This window comes from Pseudomonas sp. Pseusp10, assembly GCF_059492225.1.
This window is the reverse complement of sequence record NZ_CP168528.1, coordinates 1188940-1209520: the sequence shown is the minus strand read 5'-3', so window position 1 is coordinate 1209520 and position 20581 is coordinate 1188940. Positions and strand designations below refer to the sequence as shown.

14 protein-coding genes are annotated in these 20581 nt (G+C 60.7%); 5 read left to right on the top strand and 9 right to left on the bottom strand.

Annotated features, from left to right (window positions below):
• The 4 genes from ACEN8Z_RS05375 to amaB all read right to left on the bottom strand — a co-directional run bounded on the left by ACEN8Z_RS05375 (window position 1) and on the right by amaB (window position 5588).
• Window positions 1–915 (bottom strand): ABC transporter permease subunit, encoded by a 915-nt coding sequence (locus ACEN8Z_RS05375; protein WP_007991188.1) that lies wholly within the window; start codon window positions 913–915, stop codon window positions 1–3.
• A gap of 250 nt (window positions 916–1165) precedes the next feature.
• Window positions 1166–2299 carry a branched-chain amino acid ABC transporter substrate-binding protein gene (locus ACEN8Z_RS05370; RefSeq protein ID WP_007991185.1) on the bottom strand — a complete coding sequence of 378 codons (1134 nt, stop codon included), beginning with the start codon at window positions 2297–2299 and terminating at the stop codon, window positions 1166–1168.
• A 362-nt stretch (window positions 2300–2661) separates the two neighbouring features.
• A complete protein-coding gene (amaA, locus tag ACEN8Z_RS05365) occupies window positions 2662–3945 on the bottom strand; it encodes an L-pipecolate oxidase (RefSeq protein WP_008001866.1) in 1284 nt (427 codons plus the stop codon).
• A 152-nt stretch (window positions 3946–4097) separates the two neighbouring features.
• The gene (gene amaB, locus ACEN8Z_RS05360; protein WP_495596985.1) at window positions 4098–5588 is read right to left on the bottom strand and encodes an L-piperidine-6-carboxylate dehydrogenase; all 1491 of its coding nucleotides are present in this window, start codon (window positions 5586–5588) and stop codon (window positions 4098–4100) included.
• A 175-nt stretch (window positions 5589–5763) separates the two neighbouring features.
• Here amaB and ACEN8Z_RS05355 point away from each other — a divergent pair, with 175 nt between their 5' ends.
• The 3 genes from ACEN8Z_RS05355 to nadE all read left to right on the top strand — a co-directional run bounded on the left by ACEN8Z_RS05355 (window position 5764) and on the right by nadE (window position 8941).
• Window positions 5764–6675, top strand: a complete 912-nt coding sequence (locus tag ACEN8Z_RS05355) for a LysR family transcriptional regulator (RefSeq protein WP_150714597.1) — start codon at window positions 5764–5766, stop codon at window positions 6673–6675.
• Between the two features lie 207 nt (window positions 6676–6882).
• Window positions 6883–8109, top strand: a complete 1227-nt coding sequence (pncB, locus tag ACEN8Z_RS05350) for a nicotinate phosphoribosyltransferase (RefSeq protein ID WP_495596984.1) — start codon at window positions 6883–6885, stop codon at window positions 8107–8109.
• 4 nt (window positions 8110–8113) lie between these two features.
• Window positions 8114–8941: an NAD(+) synthase gene (nadE, locus tag ACEN8Z_RS05345; RefSeq protein ID WP_495596983.1), complete on the top strand. Its 828-nt coding sequence runs from the start codon at window positions 8114–8116 to the stop codon at window positions 8939–8941.
• 188 nt (window positions 8942–9129) lie between these two features.
• Here the strand turns inward: nadE and azu are convergent, their stop codons facing one another.
• Window positions 9130–9576, bottom strand: coding sequence for an azurin (gene azu, locus ACEN8Z_RS05340; RefSeq protein ID WP_008003050.1), 447 nt, complete (start codon window positions 9574–9576; stop codon window positions 9130–9132).
• 343 nt (window positions 9577–9919) lie between these two features.
• On the opposite strand from azu, the gene ACEN8Z_RS05335 reads away from it, so the two are divergent.
• Both ACEN8Z_RS05335 and ACEN8Z_RS05330 read left to right on the top strand, forming a co-directional pair.
• Entirely contained in the window at window positions 9920–10507 is a 588-nt protein-coding gene (locus tag ACEN8Z_RS05335; protein ID WP_495596982.1) for a cytokinin riboside 5'-monophosphate phosphoribohydrolase, read from the top strand.
• Between the two features lie 68 nt (window positions 10508–10575).
• Complete coding sequence (locus ACEN8Z_RS05330) at window positions 10576–10755, top strand: hypothetical protein (RefSeq protein ID WP_008003055.1); 180 nt, start codon at window positions 10576–10578, stop codon at window positions 10753–10755.
• Between the two features lie 231 nt (window positions 10756–10986).
• Here ACEN8Z_RS05330 and ACEN8Z_RS05325 read toward each other — a convergent pair whose 3' ends face one another.
• The 4 genes from ACEN8Z_RS05325 to ACEN8Z_RS05310 form a co-directional block, all read right to left on the bottom strand.
• Complete coding sequence (locus ACEN8Z_RS05325; protein WP_008003056.1) at window positions 10987–11877, bottom strand: transglutaminase family protein; 891 nt, start codon at window positions 11875–11877, stop codon at window positions 10987–10989.
• Window positions 11877–14363, bottom strand: coding sequence for a circularly permuted type 2 ATP-grasp protein (locus ACEN8Z_RS05320; RefSeq protein WP_495596981.1), 2487 nt, complete (start codon window positions 14361–14363; stop codon window positions 11877–11879). Before ACEN8Z_RS05320 ends, ACEN8Z_RS05325 begins: the two co-directional genes overlap by 1 nt.
• Before the next feature lie 88 nt (window positions 14364–14451).
• A complete protein-coding gene (locus ACEN8Z_RS05315; RefSeq protein ID WP_495596980.1) occupies window positions 14452–17727 on the bottom strand; it encodes a transglutaminase family protein in 3276 nt (1091 codons plus the stop codon).
• Between the two features lie 363 nt (window positions 17728–18090).
• Window positions 18091–20394, bottom strand: coding sequence for a YgiQ family radical SAM protein (locus tag ACEN8Z_RS05310; protein ID WP_442095981.1), 2304 nt, complete (start codon window positions 20392–20394; stop codon window positions 18091–18093).
• Window positions 20395–20581 lie beyond the last annotated feature (187 nt).

Genomic DNA, 20581 nt, shown 5'->3' with positions numbered 1-20581 from the left:
TTACACCTTCGACACAAGAGGACGGCCGAGCAGGCCCTGGGGCCGAAAGACCAGAACGAGAACCAGCAGCGAGAAGCTGAAGACGTCTTTGTAGTCCGAGTTGACCAGACCCGAGAACAGCGACTCGGAGATGCCGAGGATGATCCCGCCGAGCATGGCACCAGGCAGCGAGCCGATCCCGCCGAGCACCGCGGCGGTGAACGCCTTGATGCCGATGACGAAGCCTGCGTAGAAGTCGAACGTGCCGTAGTTCATGGTGATCAGCACGCCGGCCAGGGCCGCCATGGCTGCACCAATGATGAACACGTAGGAAATGATGCGGTCGGTGTTGATCCCCAGGATCGAGGCCATCTTGCGGTCTTGCTGAGTCGCGCGGCACATGCGGCCGAGCTTGGTGTACTTGATGACATAGGTCAGCAGGCCCATCCCGACAAACGCTGCGACCAGAATGAAGATCTTGGTGTAAGTGAGCTGGACGAAGCCGGACCCGACCTCTACTCGCCATGCACCGGTCAGCAGTGTCGGAACGCCTTGTTGGCGGGCACCCTGGGCGATCTGTGCATAGTTTTGCAGGATCAGCGAAATCCCGATGGCGCTGATCAGCGGTGCCAGTCGGGTGGAGTTACGCAGGGGTTTGTAGGCAACACGCTCGATGACCCAGCCATACACCGCCGTGACGACGATGGTGAAGATCAGCGTGCCGAGCATCAACAGGGGGAAGGATTCAATACCGAAGTATGCCAGCAGAGCCAGACTGATTGCCGCGAGGTAAGCGGAAATCATGTAAACCTCGCCGTGGGCGAAGTTGATCATGCCGATGATGCCATAGACCATTGTGTAGCCGATGGCGATCAGGCCATAGACCGACCCGAGGGTCAGGCCGTTGACCAGTTGCTGCAGGAAAATACCATCCATAACGCAATCTCACGCAATGAGAACCTGCACATGTGGCTGTGCGGTTCTTCTAAGGAAAATACAGATATACGTCGGAGCAATGACAACCACGATCAGACAGGCCACCACCGCCCCCCTGTAGGAGCGAGCTTGCTCGCGAAGAACCTGAGGACAACGCGTTGAACCAGCAAGCACGCGTTATCGTTGACGTTTTTCGCGAGCGTGCTCGCTCCTACAGGGGATCAGTGGATTCAGCCGATCGAGTCAGCCCTTACTTCTGTTTTTCCAGCTGGTGGTATTTGCCGTCCTTGTCCCACTGGTAAACCACGTAGTCGGAGACTTTCAGGTCGCCCTTGCTGTCCCAGGTCTTCTCGCCCATGACGGTCTTGACCGGATTAGCCTTGAGCCACTTGGCAGCGTCTTCACCCTTGTTGGACTTGGCGCCGTTGAAAGCTGCAGCCAGGGTCTGGACCGAAGCGTAGGCGTACAGGGTGTAGCCTTCAGGTTCGGTACCGGCCTTGCGGAAGGCGTCCACCACGGTCTTGCTGTCTGGCAGCAGGCGTGGGTCGGCACCGAAGGTCATCAATACGCCATCAACGTTCTGCGGGCCACCGGCAGTGGTCACCAGTTCGTCAGTCACGATGCCGTCATCGGACATGAACTTGACGTCTTTGAGGCCCTGTTCACGCAGTTGCCGAACCAGTGGACCGGCTTCCGGGTGCAAACCGCCGAAGTAGACCACGTCGGCACCGGCCGCACGGATCTTGGTGACGACGGCGCTGAAGTCTTTCTCGCCGCGGGTCAGCCCCTCGTACAGCACCGGCTTCACGCCGCGTTTTTCCAGCTGAGCCTTGGTGGCGTCCGCCAGGCCCTGACCGTAGGTGTCCTTGTCGTGCAGTACGGCGACTTTCTTGCCCTTGAGCACGTCGACGACATAGTCGCCAGCCACGATACCTTGCTGGTCGTCACGCCCGCACATGCGGAACATGGCACTCAGGCCACGCTCGGTCACCTTGGGGTTGGTGGAGCCTGGGGTGATCGTGATGATGCCGGCTTCGTCGTAGATCTCGGAGGCAGGGATAGTCGACGAGGAGCAGAAGTGACCTACCACACCAACGACTTTCTTTTCGGTCAGGTCCTTGGCGACCGTCACAGCCTGTTTCGGTTCGCAGGCGTCATCGCCCTTGACCAGTACGATTTTTTCCCCGTTAACCCCGCCAGCTGCGTTGACCGCATCGGCCGCCGCTTGTGCACCCTTCATGTACTGTTCGCCAAATGCCGCGTTGGCGCCTGTCATTGGTCCCGCTACGCCGATCTTGATGTCAGCCTGAGCAAACGCAGAAACACCCAACGCAGTTGCCACTGCGAGGGCCAGAAAGCCTTTCTTGTAAAACGTCTGGGACATGAGGTGGTGCTCCATGGTTTTTTTAATTGGCACTGCAACTTCAATGATTGCTCAGAGCAAGGGCCGTGCCATCGGTTTTTTATTCTGAAAAAAGTCGCTGCTTTCTTGTTATTTCGACTGTTTCGGGCCCATTTTCATTGGGCGTGCAACCGTCTAAACCGCGGAAGGTAAAACCATTATTTTTTTGAGGCGCAACCCGCCTGCGCCATCATTGCAACCGCGGCTTTAAACGACGTGCAACCAGCCTGTAACAACGTGCGTCACCGAAGTGCACACTGCTGGTGCGGGACTGCTACAACCCGCACCACTACAGGCTAGCTGCAGATCAAAAAAGCGCCGCTTCCCACCGCAAAAATCAACATTCAAATCACGATCCGCAGGCACTGGCCTGCGTGATACAGCGAGAATCCCGCCTCATACAGACAGCTGCGCAACCCCACCCCGGCCAATGGCTGCATGGGCGCAAAAGGAATCGGTAGTGCTTGAGGATTTCCGTTACACAGGTAATCGGCAAAGGCCTTGCCGACCACCGTTCCCGTGGTCACGCCCCGGCCGTTGTAACCGGTGACTGCCACCAAACCGGGCGCCGGTTCGAACAGGCGCATCAAATGATCGGGGGTGAAGGCGATGCAACCGGTCCAGGTGCACTCCCACTCCACCGGTTTGAGGTACGGGAAATAATGTTGCTGCACCCGGTCAGCCCAGGCCTTGAGAAACCAGGCCGGTTTCTGATTGCCATTGCCGAGACTGCCCAGCAGCAGGCGTCCGTCTTTATCCCGACGAATGCTGCTCAGGACCTGGCGGGTGTCCCAGGAACCCTGGCCGCCGGGGAGAATTTGCTGCGCAGCCTCTTCGGTCAGCGGGACCGAGGCCACTTGATAGTAATAACCGGGGAAGAAATTGCGCCGCAGCTCCGTCCAGTCGCCTTCGGTGTAGGCATTTGAGGCAATCACCACTTTCTCGGCCATGACCGAACCCTGGGCGGTTTGCACTGACCAGCGCTGGCCCTGGCGTTCGAGTCGGGTGACCGGGGAATGATCGAACAGTTGACCGCCCAGGCCGATGGCCGCTTTGGCCAGCCCCGTGGTGTAGGCCATCGGGTTGAGCGTACCGGCACGGCGATCGAGCAACGCGGCGGCGATCTTTTGGGTACCCGTCGCTTGTTCGCAGGCCTGGCCGGTCAACAACTCCACCGGCGCCCCACGGCGTTTCCATTGTTCTTCACGACTGCGCAAGTCGGCTTCGCCACGGGCGTTGTGCGCCATGTGCAGCGTGCCTTCGCGGCGCAACTGGCAATCGATGTTGTACTTGTCCACAAGGCTGAACACCAGGGACGGCGCCGCACCCAGCATGCGGTTGAGCTGGCTGCCGACCTCCTTGCCGAACCCGGCTTCGATCTCGTCCGGGGGAATCCACATCCCGGCATTGACCAACCCGACGTTGCGCCCCGAACCACCATGGCCGGCACGATGGGCCTCCAGCACACAAACTGTCTTGCCTTGCTCCAGCAGATGCACCGCCGCCGACAACCCGGTAAACCCGGCGCCGATGACGCAGACATCCACCGTGACCTCACCCTTGAGGGCCGAATTGTCCGGCCTTTGCGGCGTCAGTTTTTCCCACAGACACTCATCGCGTAACGGCATTGCCAGACTCCAACAGAAACCCAACCAACACACAAATCACTGTAGGAGCGAGCTTGCTGGCGAAAGAATGTCAGGCAACGCGTTCATCCAGCAAACACGCGTTATCGTTAACGCCCATCGCGAGCAAGCTCGCTCCTACAGGAAGGCACCTATCAGTCGAAGGTGATCCCTTGAGCCAACGGCAACTCCAGCGAGTAGTTCACGGTGTTGGTCTGGCGGCGCATGTAGCCGCGCCATGCATCGGAGCCGGACTCACGACCACCGCCGGTTTCTTTCTCGCCACCGAACGCACCACCGATTTCCGCGCCGCTCGGGCCGATGTTGACGTTGGCGATGCCGCAGTCGCTGCCCACCGCCGACATGAACTGCTCGGCTTCGCGCACGTCAGTGGTGAAGATGCACGAGGACAGGCCTTGTGGCACGGCGTTGTTCAGGCGCAGCGCTTCCTGGAAGTCGGTGTAGCCGACCACGTACAGGATCGGGGCGAAGGTTTCGTGGCAAACCACATCGCTCTGCTCCGGCATTTCGACGATGGCTGGCGACACGTAGTAAGCGTTCGGGAACTGGTCTTCCAACTGACGCTTGCCGCCGAAGACTTTGCCGCCTTCGCTCAACGCCTGCTCCAGAGCATCCTGCATGTTCTCGAAGCTTTGCTTGTCGATCAGCGGGCCGACCAGGTTGCCTTCCAGCGGATGGCCGATACGCACTTTCGAGTACGCGGCTTTCAGGCGGGTAACGATTTCTTCTTTCACCGATTCATGCGCGATCAAGCGACGCAGGGTGGTGCAGCGCTGACCGGCGGTGCCGACGGCGCTGAACAGGATTGCGCGAACGGCCATGTCCAGGTCGGCGCTTGGGCCGAGGATCATCGCGTTGTTGCCACCCAGTTCGAGAATACTGCGGGCAAAGCGCGCGGCCACTTTCGGTGCCACTTCGCGGCCCATGCGGGTGCTGCCAGTGGCGCTGATCAGCGCCACGCGCGGGTCATCCACCAGCGCTTCGCCAGCATCGCGACCGCCGATAACCACCTGGCACAGGTGCGCAGGTGCATCGCTGAAGTTTTTCACGACGCGATCGAACAACGCCTGGCAGGCCAGTGCGGTGAGCGGGGTCTTTTCCGACGGTTTCCACACCACCGGGTTACCGCAGACCAGCGCCAGCGTGGTGTTCCAGGCCCAGACGGCCACCGGGAAGTTGAACGCACTGATCACGCCGACGACGCCCAGCGGATGCCAGGTTTCACGCATATGGTGGCCAGGACGCTCGGAGGCGATGGTCAAGCCGTACAGCTGACGGGACAGACCGACGGCGAAGTCGCAGATGTCGATCATTTCCTGAACTTCACCCAGGCCTTCCTGGGTGATCTTGCCGGCTTCCCAGGACACCAGTTCGCCGAGGTCGGCCTTGTATTCGCGCAGCACCTCGCCAAATTGCCGCACCAGTTCACCACGGCGCGGTGCCGGAACCTTGCGCCACAGTTCGAACGCATGATCTGCGCGACTGATGTGCTGCTCGACTTCAGCGGCGCCTTCCCAGTTCACAGTGGCAATCTTGCTGCCATCGATTGGCGAATGCACCGGCACTTTGCCGTTCTGGTACAGGGCCGGGTTCACACCTAGACGATCAAGCAATGCGGCAACCATGGGTCACTCCTCAAGCAAAAGACAGAACATGTGCAGCCGGAAATTCACGACTGATCAGACCTGTAGTTTTAGCTGCCCGGAGGTTACTCAACAAACGACCTTTAAGAGAGATATCATTCCGTTTATTCATGCTGTGCATTGCTGGCAATAAAGAAACAAGAATCAAGGACCGCCCATGCTGAATAAACGCTACTTGCCATCGATCGCTGCGTTGCAGTGCTTCGAAGCCGTTACCCGGCACTTGAGCTTCACCCGGGCCGCCGAAGAGCTGAACCTGACCCAAAGTGCCGTGAGCAAACAGGTCGCGCAACTCGAAGAGCTGTTGCAGCACCTGCTGTTTCGCCGGGTGCGCCGACGCCTGCAGATGACGCCGGCCGGTGATCTGTACCTGGTTGAGGTGCGAAAAATTCTCACACAGGTCGAGATGTCGACCCATTACCTGCGTTCCTACGGTGGCGAAACAGAAGTCCTGCGGGTTTCCACGCCTCCGACCTTCGGCGCGCGCTGGCTGGTGCCCCGCCTGAAAGGCTGGCGCTTGCGGCACCCGTCGATCCATCTGGACCTGTGCAGTGAGCAGGAAGCCGACGATCTGCTGCAAGGTCGCAGCGACCTGGCGTTCTACTTCGGCCAGGGCTCACGGCCCGGTACCGAATGCCTGAAGCTGTTCGGCGAGGAACTGGTGCCGGTGTGCGCCCCGGGTAGCCTGCCGGACACGCCGTTCACCGACCCGACGCAACTGACCGACCTGGTCCTGCTGCAAAACGCTTCCCGCCCCCAGGCCTGGCATGACTGGTTCGACCACCAGGGCTACCACACCGAGCACAGCTACCACGGCCCGCGTTTCGAAACCTTTTATATGTGCATCCGCGCCGCCCAGGTCGGCTGCGGCGTGGCGCTGTTACCCCGCTTTCTGGTGGAAGAAGAACTGGCCGACGGCAAGCTGGTCATTCCCTGGCAGCATGCAATGCCCAGCACCGACGCCTATTACCTTGCGTACCCGGAGCATTCGGCGGAAGTGCCCAAGGTGCGGGATTTTGTGAAGTGGATGCTGGAGCAGATCGATAGCCCCGAGATATCGCAAATCTAGGGTTGCACGCTGAATGTGTGGGAGCGGGCTTGCTCGCGAAGAGGCCAGCACATTCAAAATAAATGCTGACTGGTCTGACGCCTTCGCGAGCAAGCCCGCTCCCACAGGGGGATTTGCTGCGGCTAAAAAACTGCTGGTAATCCTTGTCCCTGATATGCGCCACTAGCGCCACTGATCAATACCGCTGCAACGCTGGAGATTCCCGTTATGAGCGAGAGTGTGTTTGCCGATCGCATCGTGCAGAACCTGCTCGACACCGACTTCTACAAACTGACGATGATGCAGGCGGTGCTGCACAATTACCCGAACGTCGAAGTCGAATGGGAGTTTCGTTGCCGTAACAGGGAGGACTTGCGCCCGTACCTGGCGGAAATCCGCTTCCAGATCGAGCGCCTGGCCGAACTGAGCCTGAGCGCCGACCAATTGAGCTTTCTGGAACGCATCAGCTTCCTGAAGCCGGATTTTTTGCGTTTTCTCGGCTTGTTTCGCTTCAACCTGCGCTACATCCACACCGGCATCGAAAACGGTGAGCTGTTCATCCGTCTGCGGGGCCCCTGGCTGCATGTGATCCTGTTCGAAGTGCCGCTGCTGGCGCTGGTCAGCGAGGTGCGCAATCGCTATCGCTACCGCGAAGTCGTGCTGGGGCAGGCCCGTGAACAGCTCTACCGCAAGTTCGACTGGCTGAGCGCCAACGCCAGCAGCGATGAATTGTCCGAATTGCAGGTGGCCGATTTCGGCACCCGCCGTCGTTTTTCCTACCGAGTGCAGGAAGAAGTGGTGAATGTGCTCAAGCACGATTTCCCCGGACGCTTTGTCGGTACCAGCAACGTGCACCTGTCCCGGGAGCTGGACATGAAACCCTTGGGCACCATGGCCCACGAGTGGATCATGGCGCACCAGCAACTCGGCCCGCGGCTGATCGACAGCCAGATTGCCGCACTCGATTGCTGGGTCCGCGAATACCGTGGCCTGCTGGGGATTGCCCTGACCGATTGCATCACCATTGATGCCTTCCTCGGCGATTTCGATCTGTTTTTCGCCAAGCTTTTCGACGGTTTGCGCCACGACTCGGGCGATCCGGTGATCTGGGCGGAAAAAGCCATCGCCCACTATCACAAGCTCGGCATCGACCCGATGAGCAAGACACTGACCTTCTCCGACAGCCTGACCCTGCCCAAGGCCCTGGAGATATTCCGGGCGCTGCGCGGTCGTATCAATGTCAGCTTCGGCATCGGCACCAACCTGACCTGTGATATTCCGGGTGTCGAACCGATGAGCATCGTGCTTAAAATGGCCGCCTGCAACGGCCAGCCGGTGGCGAAGATCTCCGACGAGCCTGGCAAGACGCACTGCAAAGACCCGAATTTCGTCGCGTACTTGCGACACGTTTTCCAAGTACCTGCCGCCCTTTCAAGTACATCAAGCAAGGAGTGAATTCATGCAAGCCGTACAGCGTGAGATTGCTGAACAGCTCAAGGTCCAGCCGCCATTCGCCGACGAAGCCGCCCTTGAGGCCGAAGTCGCCCGGCGGATTGCCTTTGTTCAGGACTGCCTGGTCAATTCCGGGCTGAAAACCCTGGTGTTGGGCATCAGCGGCGGCGTCGACTCACTGACCGCCGGCCTGCTGGCCCAACGTGCCGTCCGCGAACTGCGCCAGCGCACAGGCGATGCCGCCTATAAATTCATCGCCGTGCGCCTGCCGTACGAAACCCAGTTCGACGAGCACGACGCCCAGGCGTCGGTGGACTTCATCAAACCGGACGAGCGCCACACCGTAAACATCGGTCCGGCGGTCAAGGCCCTGGCCAATGAAGTGGCTGCGTTCGAAGGCAAGCATGCGGTGTCGGTGGATTTCGTACTCGGCAATACCAAGGCGCGGATGCGCATGGTGGCGCAGTACACCATCGCTGGCGCGGCCCATGGCCTGGTGATCGGCACCGACCATGCGGCGGAAGCAGTGATGGGTTTCTTCACCAAGTTCGGTGACGGCGCCTGCGACCTGGCGCCACTGAGCGGCTTGGTGAAAAACCAGGTCCGCGCCATCGCCCGCAGCTTCGGCGCACCGGAGTCGCTGGTGGAGAAAGTCCCGACCGCCGACCTGGAAGACCTGTCACCCGGCAAACCGGACGAAGCCTCCCACGGCGTGACCTACGCCGAGATCGATGCGTTCCTGCACGGCAATCCGGTGCGCGAGGAAGCGTTCAAGATCATTTGCGACACGTACAACAAGACCCATCACAAGCGTGTGATGCCGTATGCGCCGTGATTGATGATTGAATGAAAAAGCCCGCTGAAGTGTTGAGCTTCAGCGGGCTTTTTCTTGGCGGGAGCATTTGTTGAGGCGTCCGGCCCCTTCGTCGGAACGCCGCCCGGACCAAGCCCGCTCCCACAGGTACGGTGGTGTCCCTGTGGGAGCGGGCTTGCCCGCGAAGAACGATGACGCGGTACGTCGGTTTACTTCAGGGTCACGGTGCCTTTCATCATCGAGATGTGGCCCGGGAACGAGCAGAAGAAACCGTACTTTTCAGCGGCATCCAGCTTGGACACATCGAAGGTCACCGAATCGGTTTCCTTGGAGCCGATGATCTTGGTGTGGGCAATCACGCGCGCATCACCTTCTTTCAGGTAATTCTTGTCGATGCCGGCGCTCAGGCCGTCGGTGGCGATTGGCTGCATGTCAGCTTCTTTGCTCAGCACAAAGTTATGGCCCATGACGTTTTTCGGCAGGCTGCCGGAGTGAGTCAGCTCGACGGTGAAGGTTTTGCAGCTTTTGTCGATTTCAATGGCCTTGGTGCTGAAGGCCATTTGATCGGTGGAGTCGATGGTCGTCTTGCACTCGGCAGCCATCAATTGGCTGCTGGCCAGTGTCAACAGGGATACCGCAACAAGTTTGGCAAACATGGTGAATCTCCAAGGCAGGGTTAACGAAATCGCGAATGGACAGAAGACTGCCTGAAAATTTCGCAAGTTCATATGACTTGAATCAAAAATTGTATACAACTTTCAGGCTATGACACCGATGGAAACAATCTACCGGCCAAGCGTCTGGCCCGGCCCTATCATCAGACCGTCCCCTTCAAATGGAGCGTCTGTCATGTCGATCAACAGCTTATTGTGCAGCTTGCTCGCCGCCTATGCCTGCGGCGCCAGCGGTACGTACGAAACTCCAGAACTCGAAGTCTAGCCCTTGGAGTGCCGTGCGCCTGCCTTTACTCTGTGGCTCTGATCGACCATGGAGCAAAGCATGTCTTTAGCATCTGTTTGTGTATTTTGTGGTGCCAGCACCGGCACCAACCCGGCTTATCGTGAAGCGGCTATGGCCTTGGGCCAGGCATTGGCCGAGCGCAAGCTGACCCTGGTGTATGGCGGTGGCGCCGTGGGCCTGATGGGAATCGTCGCCGATGCGGCCCTGGCGGCCGGCGGTGAGGTGATCGGCATCATTCCGCAAAGCCTCAAGGACAAGGAAATCGGCCACAGTGGCCTGACTCGCCTGGAAGTCGTCGATGGCATGCACGCGCGCAAGGCCCGGATGGCCGAGCTCAGCGATGCCTTTATCGCGCTGCCCGGTGGCCTTGGCACCCTGGAAGAACTGTTCGAAGTCTGGACCTGGGGCCAGCTCGGCTACCACGGCAAACCGCTGGGTTTGCTGGAAGTGAACGGTTTCTACAGCAAATTGACGTCTTTTCTCGATCACATCGTCGGCGAAGGCTTCGTTCGCGGGCAGCACCGTGACATGCTGCAAGTGAGCGAATCGCCGCAAACCCTGCTCGATGCACTGGATGCCTGGAAACCGTCCGTAGCGCCAAAATGGGCCGAGCAAAAACCCAGCTAACGGCTTGGCACCGATACAGGGCAGAATATGCGCCGCTCAACCTCACCTTCGACCCCAGAGGATCGCCCATGGCCAAACCTAATTATTCCTTCGCCAAACGTCAGAGAGACTTGGCCAAGGAGCAGAAGAAAGAGGAAAAGCTTCAGCGCAAGAAAGCTTCAGCTGAAGAAGCGGCACTGAACCCTGAGGGTGAAGTGGCGGCAGAAGACGATGTTGATGCACCGAAAGACTCGGCGCCCGACGCCTGAGAACCTCCGGGCCGGTTGATCTGATCTGGCCCACCGGATCTGTGTCCAGGGTTGGCAGCTTTGCTGCCGACCCTCACAGGCCAATCTGAAATACCCTACCTGAAATGACTGCGCCCCCTGTAGGAGCGAGCTTGCTCGCGAAAAATTCGAAGACAGCGCGTTTTTCCAGACAGGACGCGTCATCGTTGACGTCCATCGCGAGCAAGCTCGCTCCTACAGGGTTGATCGTTGTTAATCCAGCGGCATCACGGTGACGCGCACTTCCGGGTCGTGGTTCCCTCCTCCCAGAATCACCCCCCGCAACGGCGACACATCGGAAAAGTCCCGGCCCCAGGCCAGGGTGATGTGCTCCAGAGCCGGTTGCACATTGTTGGTCGGGTCGAAATCCACCCACCCCAGCACCGGGCAAAACACCGAAACCCAGGCGTGGGACGCATCAGCACCGATCAGCCGTGGCTGCCCCGGCGGTGGCTGGGTCAGCAAGTAGCCGCTGATGTACCGCGCGGCCAATCCACGGGAACGCACGCAAGCGAGCATCAGGTGAGCAAAGTCCTGGCAGACCCCGCGCCGGCGCTCCAGCACCTCCACCAGTGGCGTCGCCACTTGGGTCGCTTCGGCATCGAAGGTGAACTCGCTGAAGATTTTCTCCATCAGCGCCTGCACGCCGAGCAGCAGCGGTCGACCCGCCGGGAAGCAGCTCTCAGAAAATTCGACGAAGTTTCTCTTCAAATGCACATATGGCGATTCAAACCGGTATCGGCAGGCTTCGAGCATTTCAGGCGACAACGGCTGGCTGCTGTAGGTCAACGCGCTTCGAGTGTTCTCCCACGCCGGAGACCGACTGAAATCCAGCACAGGCCGGGGCAACACTTCGATCGTGAGGCTGGCGTTGACCAGCAATTCATCGTGGGGACGCTCGAACGCCAGCCGTGTCAGCGGGTTGCCGAATACATCCAGTTCATCGCGGCGGGAGGTCGGCTGCGGACTGATCTGCAATTGCCGGTCGGTGCAACGCTGCCAGGCACAAGGCCGCGGCCACAAATGCGCCAGTTGCTGGGCCAGGGACACCGGGCTGTCGTAGTGATAATGGGTGTCGTGGAAAATCTGGTAGTGGGCGCTCATCAGACGGACACCGTGCGCTGGCTGACATCGTCGACATGGGCGAAGTGCCGCAGCGCCAGGCGATCGGAAACTTGCCCGCTGACATCGGCAATCTCTTGCAGCAGCGCGGCCAACCCCTCGATGGCGGCGCGAACACTCGCGTCGCCGAACAGCGGGTTTTCCAGGCAGCCCAGATCGAATCGCGCCAGACGTTCGACCAATTGCGGCAGCGCTGCTTCGCGCGGCCCACCAAAGTCATCGTTGAGACGTTTGAGGGTGCGGTTCACCAGTTTCAACTGGAACAACACGGCGTGAGGGTTCTGCTCGTCGAGCAACAGAAGGTCGAGCACCGGGATCAGTTGCGCCACCGCCAGGTATCGAGAACGGTAGGTGATGCTGCTGTTGCCCAGTTCCAGCAACCATTCCAGCCCGGCCTGATCGAAAGCCCCGGCGCCCCGCAGGAACGCCGCCAGACTGCCGCTGAGAAATTGCAGGCGCTCGATCCGCCGGCCAATCATCAGGAAACGCCAGCCTTCGTCCCGGGTCATGTCGTCCAGGGCAAAGCCGGACAGCGCCGCCAGGGACATCACCAAACGGTTAAGGAAATCCAGCAACTCACCGAAATCCGGCTCTTCGGTTTCCAGCTCCATGGCTTCGCGCTGTAACTCCACCAGTGCCTGCCAGTTTTCCCGCGAGAGCTTGCCGCGTACCTGCGAAGCAGCCCACTGCAAGCGTTGCAGGTTGGAACGCAGGCTGAACGGCCAGTCGTCGCCGAGCAGCGCCGCCAACAGGCGTTCCGGCAACTCGCCCTCATCGGGCAGCAGCATCAGCCGCTCGCCGAGATCGACTGCGGCCTGCAAGGCTTGCGGGTCGTCGCCGTCGACATAGCGCGCCAGCATGATGCGCAGCAAACGGGCACTGTCATCGCAACGTTCGCAGTAGCGGCCAAACCAGAACAGGTTTTCCACCACCCGCGATGGCAGATACGGATCGCGCCGCACCAGATCATGCACGCCGATGTTGCGTTGGGCCTTCCATTGTTCGCCGCTGGGCGCACGATCGCCCAGCACCCAGGTGTCTTTGCTGGCGCCACCGCGCTGCATCGACACCACTTCGGCATCGGCGTCGGCGGCGACCCGGGTCAAGCCACCGGGCAACACCCGATAACCCTCGCGGCTGGCCACCGCATATACGCGCATGCCGATGGCGCGGGGTTGCAGCTGACCGTCTTCGGCTTGCCAGATCGGTGCCTGGGACAATTGCGCGAGTTCTTGCGCCACATAAGCGTAAGGCCGTGCCTGCATGCGCTCGGCGAGTTCCTGGCGCTGCTTTTCACTCAAATCACGGCCAAATACCGGTGCAAAGCTCTGGGACGGAAACGCCGGTTTGATCAGCAGTTCCGGCAGCTTTTCCAGGGCTTGGGCCAACACCGGCGCTTCACCGCACCACCAGGTGGCGATGGACGGCAGGATCAGTTCTTCGCCAAACAGGAATTGATTGATCTTCGGCAGGAAACCCAACAAACCGGGCGACTCCAGCACACCGCTGCCCAGAGCGTTGGCCACCAGCACCCGCCCCTGCCGCACGGCTTCGAGCAGGCCCGGCACGCCGAGGGCCGAATCGGTGCGCAACTCCAGCGGGTCGCAGAAATCGTCATCGAGCCGACGCATGATCGCGTGCACCCGACGCAGACCACTCAGGGTCTTCAGGTAGACCGTGGCATCGCGCACCGTCAGGTCACCGCCCTCTACCAACGGATAACCGAGCTGCCGGGCCAGATACAGATGTTCAAAATAGCTTTCGTTGAATCGCCCTGGTGTCAGCAGCACCACCAACGGCGCGTCCTCGGCACTCGGGGCCTGACGGGCCAGGGTTTCCTGCAAGGTGCGGAAGAACCCGGCCAGGTGCTGCACTTTCAAGTCGCGGTACAGCTCGGGAAACGCCCGGGACACGATGGTACGGTTTTCCAGCGCATACCCGGCGCCCGACGGCGCCTGGGTACGGTCCGCCGTGACCCACCAGCGGCCATCGGGCGTGCGCGCCAGATCCACGGCATACAAATGCAGGAAGGCCCCGTCAGGCGGGCTGATGCCCTGACAGGGCCAAAGGAAATTGTTGTGACCGAACACCAGCTCGGCGGGCAGCAGACCTTCGGCAATCAGCCGTTGCGGACCGTAAAGGTCAGCCAGCACGGCATTGAGCAACCTGGCCCGTTGCGCGATGCCGGCCGCCAGGCGCTCCCACTCATCGGCGGCAATGATATGCGGCAGCAGGTCCAGTTCCCATGGCCGGTCAGCGCCCTTGGGGTCGGCATAGACGTTGTAGGTGACACCGTTTTCCTGGATTTGCCGGGTCAGCAGGGCCTGACGCTGCACCAATTGCGCCGGCGTGCTGCGTTGCAACTGCTCGAACAGCCGGCGCCAGTGCGGGCGCACGGCGCCACTGTCGTCGAGCAGTTCGTGATAGGTGCCCGCCGTCAGCGGGTAGCGGTCTAGCAGGTCAGGCATGGAAAGCTCGGCAGACAGCAATGAACGGTCAGACTAACGCAGGCTCGTGACACCCGGATATACGAAAAATCCGAGCGTCGCGTACGGTTTAGAAACGTCGCAAATCGAGTGTCATCGGCAGCTCGTCGTTAATTTCCAGAATCGGGAGAGGAAGTTTTCCCGGCGTGTGTCCGATGCGGAAGAAACGCGCCATACGCCGACTTTCGGCCTCGTTGGCATTGACCGGCAAGCTGTCGTAATTGCGTCCGCCCGGGTGGGCGACGTGATACTGGCAGCCGCCCAGCGAACGCTGCATCCAGGTATCGAGCAAGTCGAACACCAGGGGCGCGTGGACCGGGATGGTCGGTTGCAGGCAGTTGGCCGGTTGCCAGGCACGAAAACGCACGCCGGCCACGAACTCGCCGACCCGCCCCGTGGATTGCAATGGCACCGGGATGCCATTGCAGGTCAGCAGATAACGCTGGGGCGGCAGGCCGCTGAGCTTGACCTGCAAACGCTCCAGCGACGAATCCACGTAACGCACCGTACCGCCCATGGCGCCCTCTTCGCCCAGCACGTGCCAAGGCTCGAGCGCCTGGCGCAGTTCCAGCGCAATGCCACTGACGGCGTAGTCGCCAACCTTGGGGAAACGGAACTCCAGATGCGCGGCGAACCATTCGGCCCGCACCGCATAACCGGCGGCGTTGAGGTCGACGATGACATCGGCAAAGTCTTGCTCGATGAAGTGCGGCAACAGGAAGCGATCGTGCAGCTCCGTGCCCCAGCGCGCCAGCTTCGGCGGTGCATAGGGCTCGCGCCAGAACCGCGCGACCAGCGCCCGCAGCAACAATTGTTGCGCCAGGCTCATGCGCGCATGGGGCGGCATCTCGAACGCACGCAGCTCCAGCAATCCGAGGCGCCCGGTGGCACCGTCCGGCGAATAGAGTTTGTCGATGCAGAATTCGGCGCGGTGGGTGTTGCCGGTCACATCGATCAGCAGATTGCGCAACAGTCGATCCACCAACCATGGCGGACATGCCTCACCCGGTTCCGGCATCTGCGCAAACGCGATTTCCAGTTCGTACAAGGCATCATTGCGCGCTTCATCGACGCGGGGCGCCTGGGACGTCGGGCCGATGAACAATCCGGAAAACAGGTAGGACAAGGACGGGTGGTTATGCCAGTAGCTGATCAGGCTGCGCAGCAGATCCGGACGACGCAGAAACGGCGAGTCACCCGGTGTCGCCCCACCCAGCACGAAATGGTTACCGCCGCCCGTGCCGGTGTGCCGGCCGTCGATCATGAATTTCTCGGTGGTCAGCCGGGTCCGGCGTGCTTCTTCATAGAGGAACTCGGTGCGCTCGACCAATTCGTCCCAGGTCGCGGACGGCTGCACGTTGACCTCGATCACCCCCGGGTCCGGAGTGATGCGGAAGTTGCTCAGTCGCGGATCGCTCGGCGGCTCGTAGCCCTCCAGCAATACCGGACACAGCAGCTCTTGCGCGGTGGCCTCAATGGCGGCGACCAGTTCGAGGTAATCCTCGACCCGCTCCAGCGGCGGCATGAACAGGTACAACCGGCCTTCCCGGGCTTCGGCGCAGAACGCGGTGCGGGTCAGCCAGTCGGCGGACTCGTCGATGTCTGGCGCCCGCTCTTGCACCTCGGCAGAAGCGCTTTGGCTCTGTAGTTGTGCCGTGTCGGGCAGTGGCGGGAAGTCCTGGTTCGGGTCCTGCGGATGAATGAACGGATACTCCGCCGCTTTCACCCAGGGTTGCGAACCCAACGGCAAGCGATACCCTAGCGGCGAATCCCCCGGCACCAGGCGGCAGTGCTCATCGCGCAGATACCAGCGGCCGCTCTGCCACTGATCGCCCTTGGTGGTGCGTGCCAGCGGCAGGACCTGGCCAATCACCTTGCCCAAACCCTGACTGAAGACCTTACGCAGACGCGCACGCTCCAGCGGTTCTTCCAGACGTGAGTCTTCGGCGCTGACGTTCTGCGGCAACATCCCTTCGCGCCAGAGGTAATAAAAATTGTCTTCGTAGGCCGGAAACACAAAACGTGTCGGAATTTTCAGGCGTTCGGCAACGCTCGCCAGGAAACGTCCGGCCAGTTCGCCTGTGGCGCCGTAGCCCTCTTGCTCGTCGGCGATCAGCGCGCTGTTGTGCCAGATCGGCACGCCGTCACGGCGCCAGTAGCAATTGAGCGACCAGCGCGGCAACTGCTCGCCGGGATACCACTTGCCCTGTCCGAAATGCACCAGCCCCTTGGGCGCGTAGTGCTTGCGCATGCGCTGGAACAACTCGGCGGACAAGCGTCGTTTATCCGGCCCCAGTGCGGCGGTGTTCCACTCGGCGCCGTCCGGGTCATCGATGGACACAAAGGTCGGTTCGCCGCCCATGGTCAGGCGCACATCGCCTTCCAGCAGGTCGGCATCGATCTGCCGCCCCAGGGCCTGAATCGCCAGCCACTGGTCGTCGGTGTAGGGCTTGGTGACCCGTGGCGCCTCCCAAATCCGCTCCACGGACATTTCGTGGCTGAATTCGCACTTGCACGGCTCCACCAGGCCACTGATCGGTGCCGCAGAGGACGGATCGGGACTACAGGCCAACGGAATATGCCCTTCACCGGCAAACAGCCCGGATGTCGCGTCCAGGCCAATCCAGCCGGCGCCGGGCAGGTACACCTCGCACCAGGCGTGCAGGTCGGTGAAATCCACTTCAGTGCCCGACGGGCCGTCGAGACTTTTGACGTCGGCGGTCAGCTGGATCAGGTAGCCCGACACGAAACGCGCTGCCAGCCCCAGATTGCGCAGCAGTTGCACCAGCAACCAGGCGGAATCGCGGCACGAACCGGAAGCCTGATCGAGGGTGTGTTCAGGCGTTTGTACGCCGGGCTCCATGCGAATCAGGTAGTCGATGTCTTCGCTCAGGCGCTGATTGAGCGCGACGAGAAAGTCCACGGCGGGCAACGGGGTGCGGTCGATGCCGTCCAGATAGGCCTTGAACTTCGGCGTCAGGGGCAGGGTTTCCAGATAGGGCGCCAGTTCCTTGCGCTCATCCACGGCATAGGCGAAGGGAATCTTTTCCGCGTAGGGCTCAAGGAAGAAGTCAAACGGATTGAAGATCGCCATTTCTGCCAGCAGATCGACTTCAATTCGCAATTCATCGGTTTTTTCCGGAAACACCAAGCGCGCCAGGTAATTACCCTGGGGGTCCTGCTGCCAGTTGATGAAGTGCTGTTCGGGGGAGACTTTCAGCGCATAGGACAGAATCCGCGTGCGGCTGTGAGCAGCGGGGCGCAGGCGAACAATCTGCGGGCCGAGCTCGACAGCGCGGTCATAGCGGTAATGCGTGACGTGGTGCAATGCGACATGAATCGACACGGCGTGCCTCCTGCGAGCCTTGAGCGTATGGGAAAGCGCGCAAGACTTATGCCATCCAGCAGCGCTGGCGCTTTCTTCGGTTGCCTGAGGCAGTACAGCACCAAAATCGGGCGAGGCGGAGAATTGGATTGCAAGAGTTGCACGTATTTGTGGCGTTCAGTTGCATAGTCACCGCCAAAACCGGCCCCTTCGCGGGCAAGCCCGCTCCCACAGTGTCCGAGTCGAACACAAATTTTGCGAACGCCTCTAAACCTGTGGGAGCGGGCTTGCTCGCGAAGAGGCCAGCAGCCCTCACATACCTTTCAAGCCCGGAATGCAAAACGCCAACCCGAAGGTTGGCGTTCTGTTCAGCTCAAGCGAGACTCAGCGCGGCACGACCGGCTTGCGGGTCGGCTTGGGGCCTTTGCCCTTGGCCGCATCCTTGCGCTCCTTGGCCGCCTGCTGGTTGCGGGCAAACGCCGCAGCCTTGGCCTGTTCGCGCTTGTCCCAGGGGTTACCGCCATCGCTGGCACGTGGCGGCAGGCCGGTGTGCTGGGTCAGGATCTTGGTGGTCTTTTCCCCTGCAACCTTGTGGCTGCCGGCCGGCGTCGAGTTCTTGCGACGGGCGCTCTGGTAGCTGTCAGTCGACGGCTGATGCAAAGGAATCAACTGGTTCTTGCCCGGCCCGATCAGGTCGGCGCGGCCCATGCGGGTCAGTGCTTCGCGTAGCATCGGCCAGCCTTTAGGGTCGTGATAACGCAAGAACGCCTTGTGCAGACGACGCTGCTCTTCGCTCTTGACGATGGTCACCGCGTCACTCTTGTAGGTGACCTTGCGCAGCGGGTTTTTGCCCGAGTGGTACATCGCGGTGGCGGTGGCCATCGGCGACGGGTAGAACGCCTGCACCTGGTCGGCACGGAAGCCGTTGCCCTTGAGCCACAGGGCCAGGTTCATCATGTCTTCATCGGTGGTGCCCGGGTGGGCGGCGATGAAGTACGGAATCAGGTACTGCTCCTTGCCCGCTTCCTTGGAGTACTTCTCGAACATGCGCTTGAACTTGTCATAGCTGCCGATGCCCGGTTTCATCATCTGGTTGAGCGGACCTTCCTCGGTGTGTTCCGGGGCGATCTTCAGGTAACCACCGACGTGGTGGGTCACCAGTTCCTTGACGTACTCCGGCGATTCGACTGCCAGGTCATAGCGCAGGCCGGAAGCGATCAGGATCTTCTTCACACCCGGCAACTCACGGGCACTGCGGTACAGCTGGATCAGCGCCGAGTGGTCGGTGTTCAGGTTCGGGCAGATGCCGGGGAACACGCACGATGGCTTGCGGCACGCGGATTCGATTTCCGGGCTCTTGCAGGCGATGCGGTACATGTTCGCGGTCGGGCCACCGAGGTCGGAGATCACGCCGGTAAAACCAGGAACCTTGTCACGAATTTCTTCGATTTCGCGAATGATCGACTCGTGGGAACGGTTCTGGATGATCCGCCCTTCGTGCTCGGTGATCGAGCAGAAGGTGCAGCCGCCGAAGCAGCCACGCATGATGTTCACCGAGAAGCGAATCATCTCGTAGGCCGGAATCTTTTCCTTGCCGTACGCCGGGTGCGGAATGCGCTGATAAGGCATGCCGAACACGTAGTCCATTTCTTCGGTGGTCATCGGAATCGGTGGCGGGTTGAACCAGACGTCGACTTCGCCATGCTTCTGTACCAAGGCGCGGGCGTTGCCCGGGTTGGTTTCCAGGTGCAACACGCGGTTGGCGTGGGCGTAGAGCACCGCGTCGTTGCGGACCTTTTCCACCGACGGCAAACGGATCACGGTCTTGTCGCGGGTCATGCGCGGACTGGCCAGGATCTGCACGACCTTGGCTTCCTGCGGATCCTCGACCGGGCCCTTCTCCTGCTCGATGGCACAGGCAGCAGTGTCTTGTGTGTTGACGTACGGGTTGATGATCTTGTCGATCTTGCCCGGACGGTCGATGCGCGTGGAATCGACTTCGTACCAGCCTTGCGGCGTATCACGACGGATGAACGCGGTGCCGCGCACGTCGGTGATGTCTTCGATCTTGTGGCCGTAGGACAGGCGCTGGGCGACTTCAACGATGGCCCGCTCGGCGTTGCCGTAAAGCAGGATGTCGGCGCTGGCGTCGATCAGGATCGAGTTGCGCACACGGTCCTGCCAGTAGTCATAGTGAGCGATGCGGCGCAGGGACGCTTCGATGCCGCCGAGCACGATTGGCACGTGCTTGTAGGCTTCCTTGCAGCGCTGGCTGTAAACCAGGCTGGCGCGGTCCGGACGCTTGCCCGCCAGGCCACCCGGGGTGTAGGCGTCATCGGAGCGGATTTTCTTGTCCGCGGTGTAGCGGTTGATCATCGAGTCCATGTTGCCGGCCGCGACACCGAAGAACAGGTTCGGCTCGCCGAGCTTCATGAAGTCGTCTTTGGACTGCCAGTTCGGCTGGGCAATGATCCCGACGCGGAAGCCCTGGGACTCCAGCAGCCGGCCGATGATCGCCATGCCGAACGACGGGTGATCGACGTACGCATCACCGGTTACGATGATGATGTCGCAGGAATCCCAGCCGAGCTGATCCATCTCCTCCCTGCTCATGGGCAGGAACGGCGCTGGCCCGAAACATTCGGCCCAGTACTTGGGATAGTCAAATAACGGCTTGGCTGCTTGCATGTCGATAACCGGTGTTGGCTTTCATTGAATTTCGCGGGCGCGGAATATAGCACAAATTTTGACCAATTCCGACGACTACGGTCGGAATTTGCGGTGACCCCATCGCGAGCAAGCTCGCTCCCACAGGTTCAATGCAATCCCTGTGGGAGCGAGCTTGCTCGCGATGAGGACCGATCAGTCGCTACAA

Bases quoted from the DNA above. Each gene is read 5' to 3' on its own strand.
- amaA (WP_008001866.1), bottom strand. From the start codon at position 3,945: ATGCCGTTACGCGATGAGTGTCTGTGGGAAAAACTGACGCCGCAAAGG.
- pncB (WP_495596984.1), top strand. From the start codon at position 6,883: ATGAGCGAGAGTGTGTTTGCCGATCGCATCGTGCAGAACCTGCTCGAC.
- ACEN8Z_RS05335 (WP_495596982.1), top strand. From the start codon at position 9,920: ATGTCTTTAGCATCTGTTTGTGTATTTTGTGGTGCCAGCACCGGCACC.
- ACEN8Z_RS05330 (WP_008003055.1), top strand. From the start codon at position 10,576: ATGGCCAAACCTAATTATTCCTTCGCCAAACGTCAGAGAGACTTGGCC.
- azu (WP_008003050.1), bottom strand. From the start codon at position 9,576: ATGTTTGCCAAACTTGTTGCGGTATCCCTGTTGACACTGGCCAGCAGC.
- ACEN8Z_RS05370 (WP_007991185.1), bottom strand. From the start codon at position 2,299: ATGTCCCAGACGTTTTACAAGAAAGGCTTTCTGGCCCTCGCAGTGGCA.
- ACEN8Z_RS05375 (WP_007991188.1), bottom strand. From the start codon at position 915: ATGGATGGTATTTTCCTGCAGCAACTGGTCAACGGCCTGACCCTCGGG.
- ACEN8Z_RS05355 (WP_150714597.1), top strand. From the start codon at position 5,764: ATGCTGAATAAACGCTACTTGCCATCGATCGCTGCGTTGCAGTGCTTC.
- ACEN8Z_RS05325 (WP_008003056.1), bottom strand. From the start codon at position 11,877: ATGAGCGCCCACTACCAGATTTTCCACGACACCCATTATCACTACGAC.
- amaB (WP_495596985.1), bottom strand. From the start codon at position 5,588: ATGGTTGCCGCATTGCTTGATCGTCTAGGTGTGAACCCGGCCCTGTAC.
- ACEN8Z_RS05320 (WP_495596981.1), bottom strand. From the start codon at position 14,363: ATGCCTGACCTGCTAGACCGCTACCCGCTGACGGCGGGCACCTATCAC.
- nadE (WP_495596983.1), top strand. From the start codon at position 8,114: ATGCAAGCCGTACAGCGTGAGATTGCTGAACAGCTCAAGGTCCAGCCG.
- ACEN8Z_RS05310 (WP_442095981.1), bottom strand. From the start codon at position 20,394: ATGCAAGCAGCCAAGCCGTTATTTGACTATCCCAAGTACTGGGCCGAA.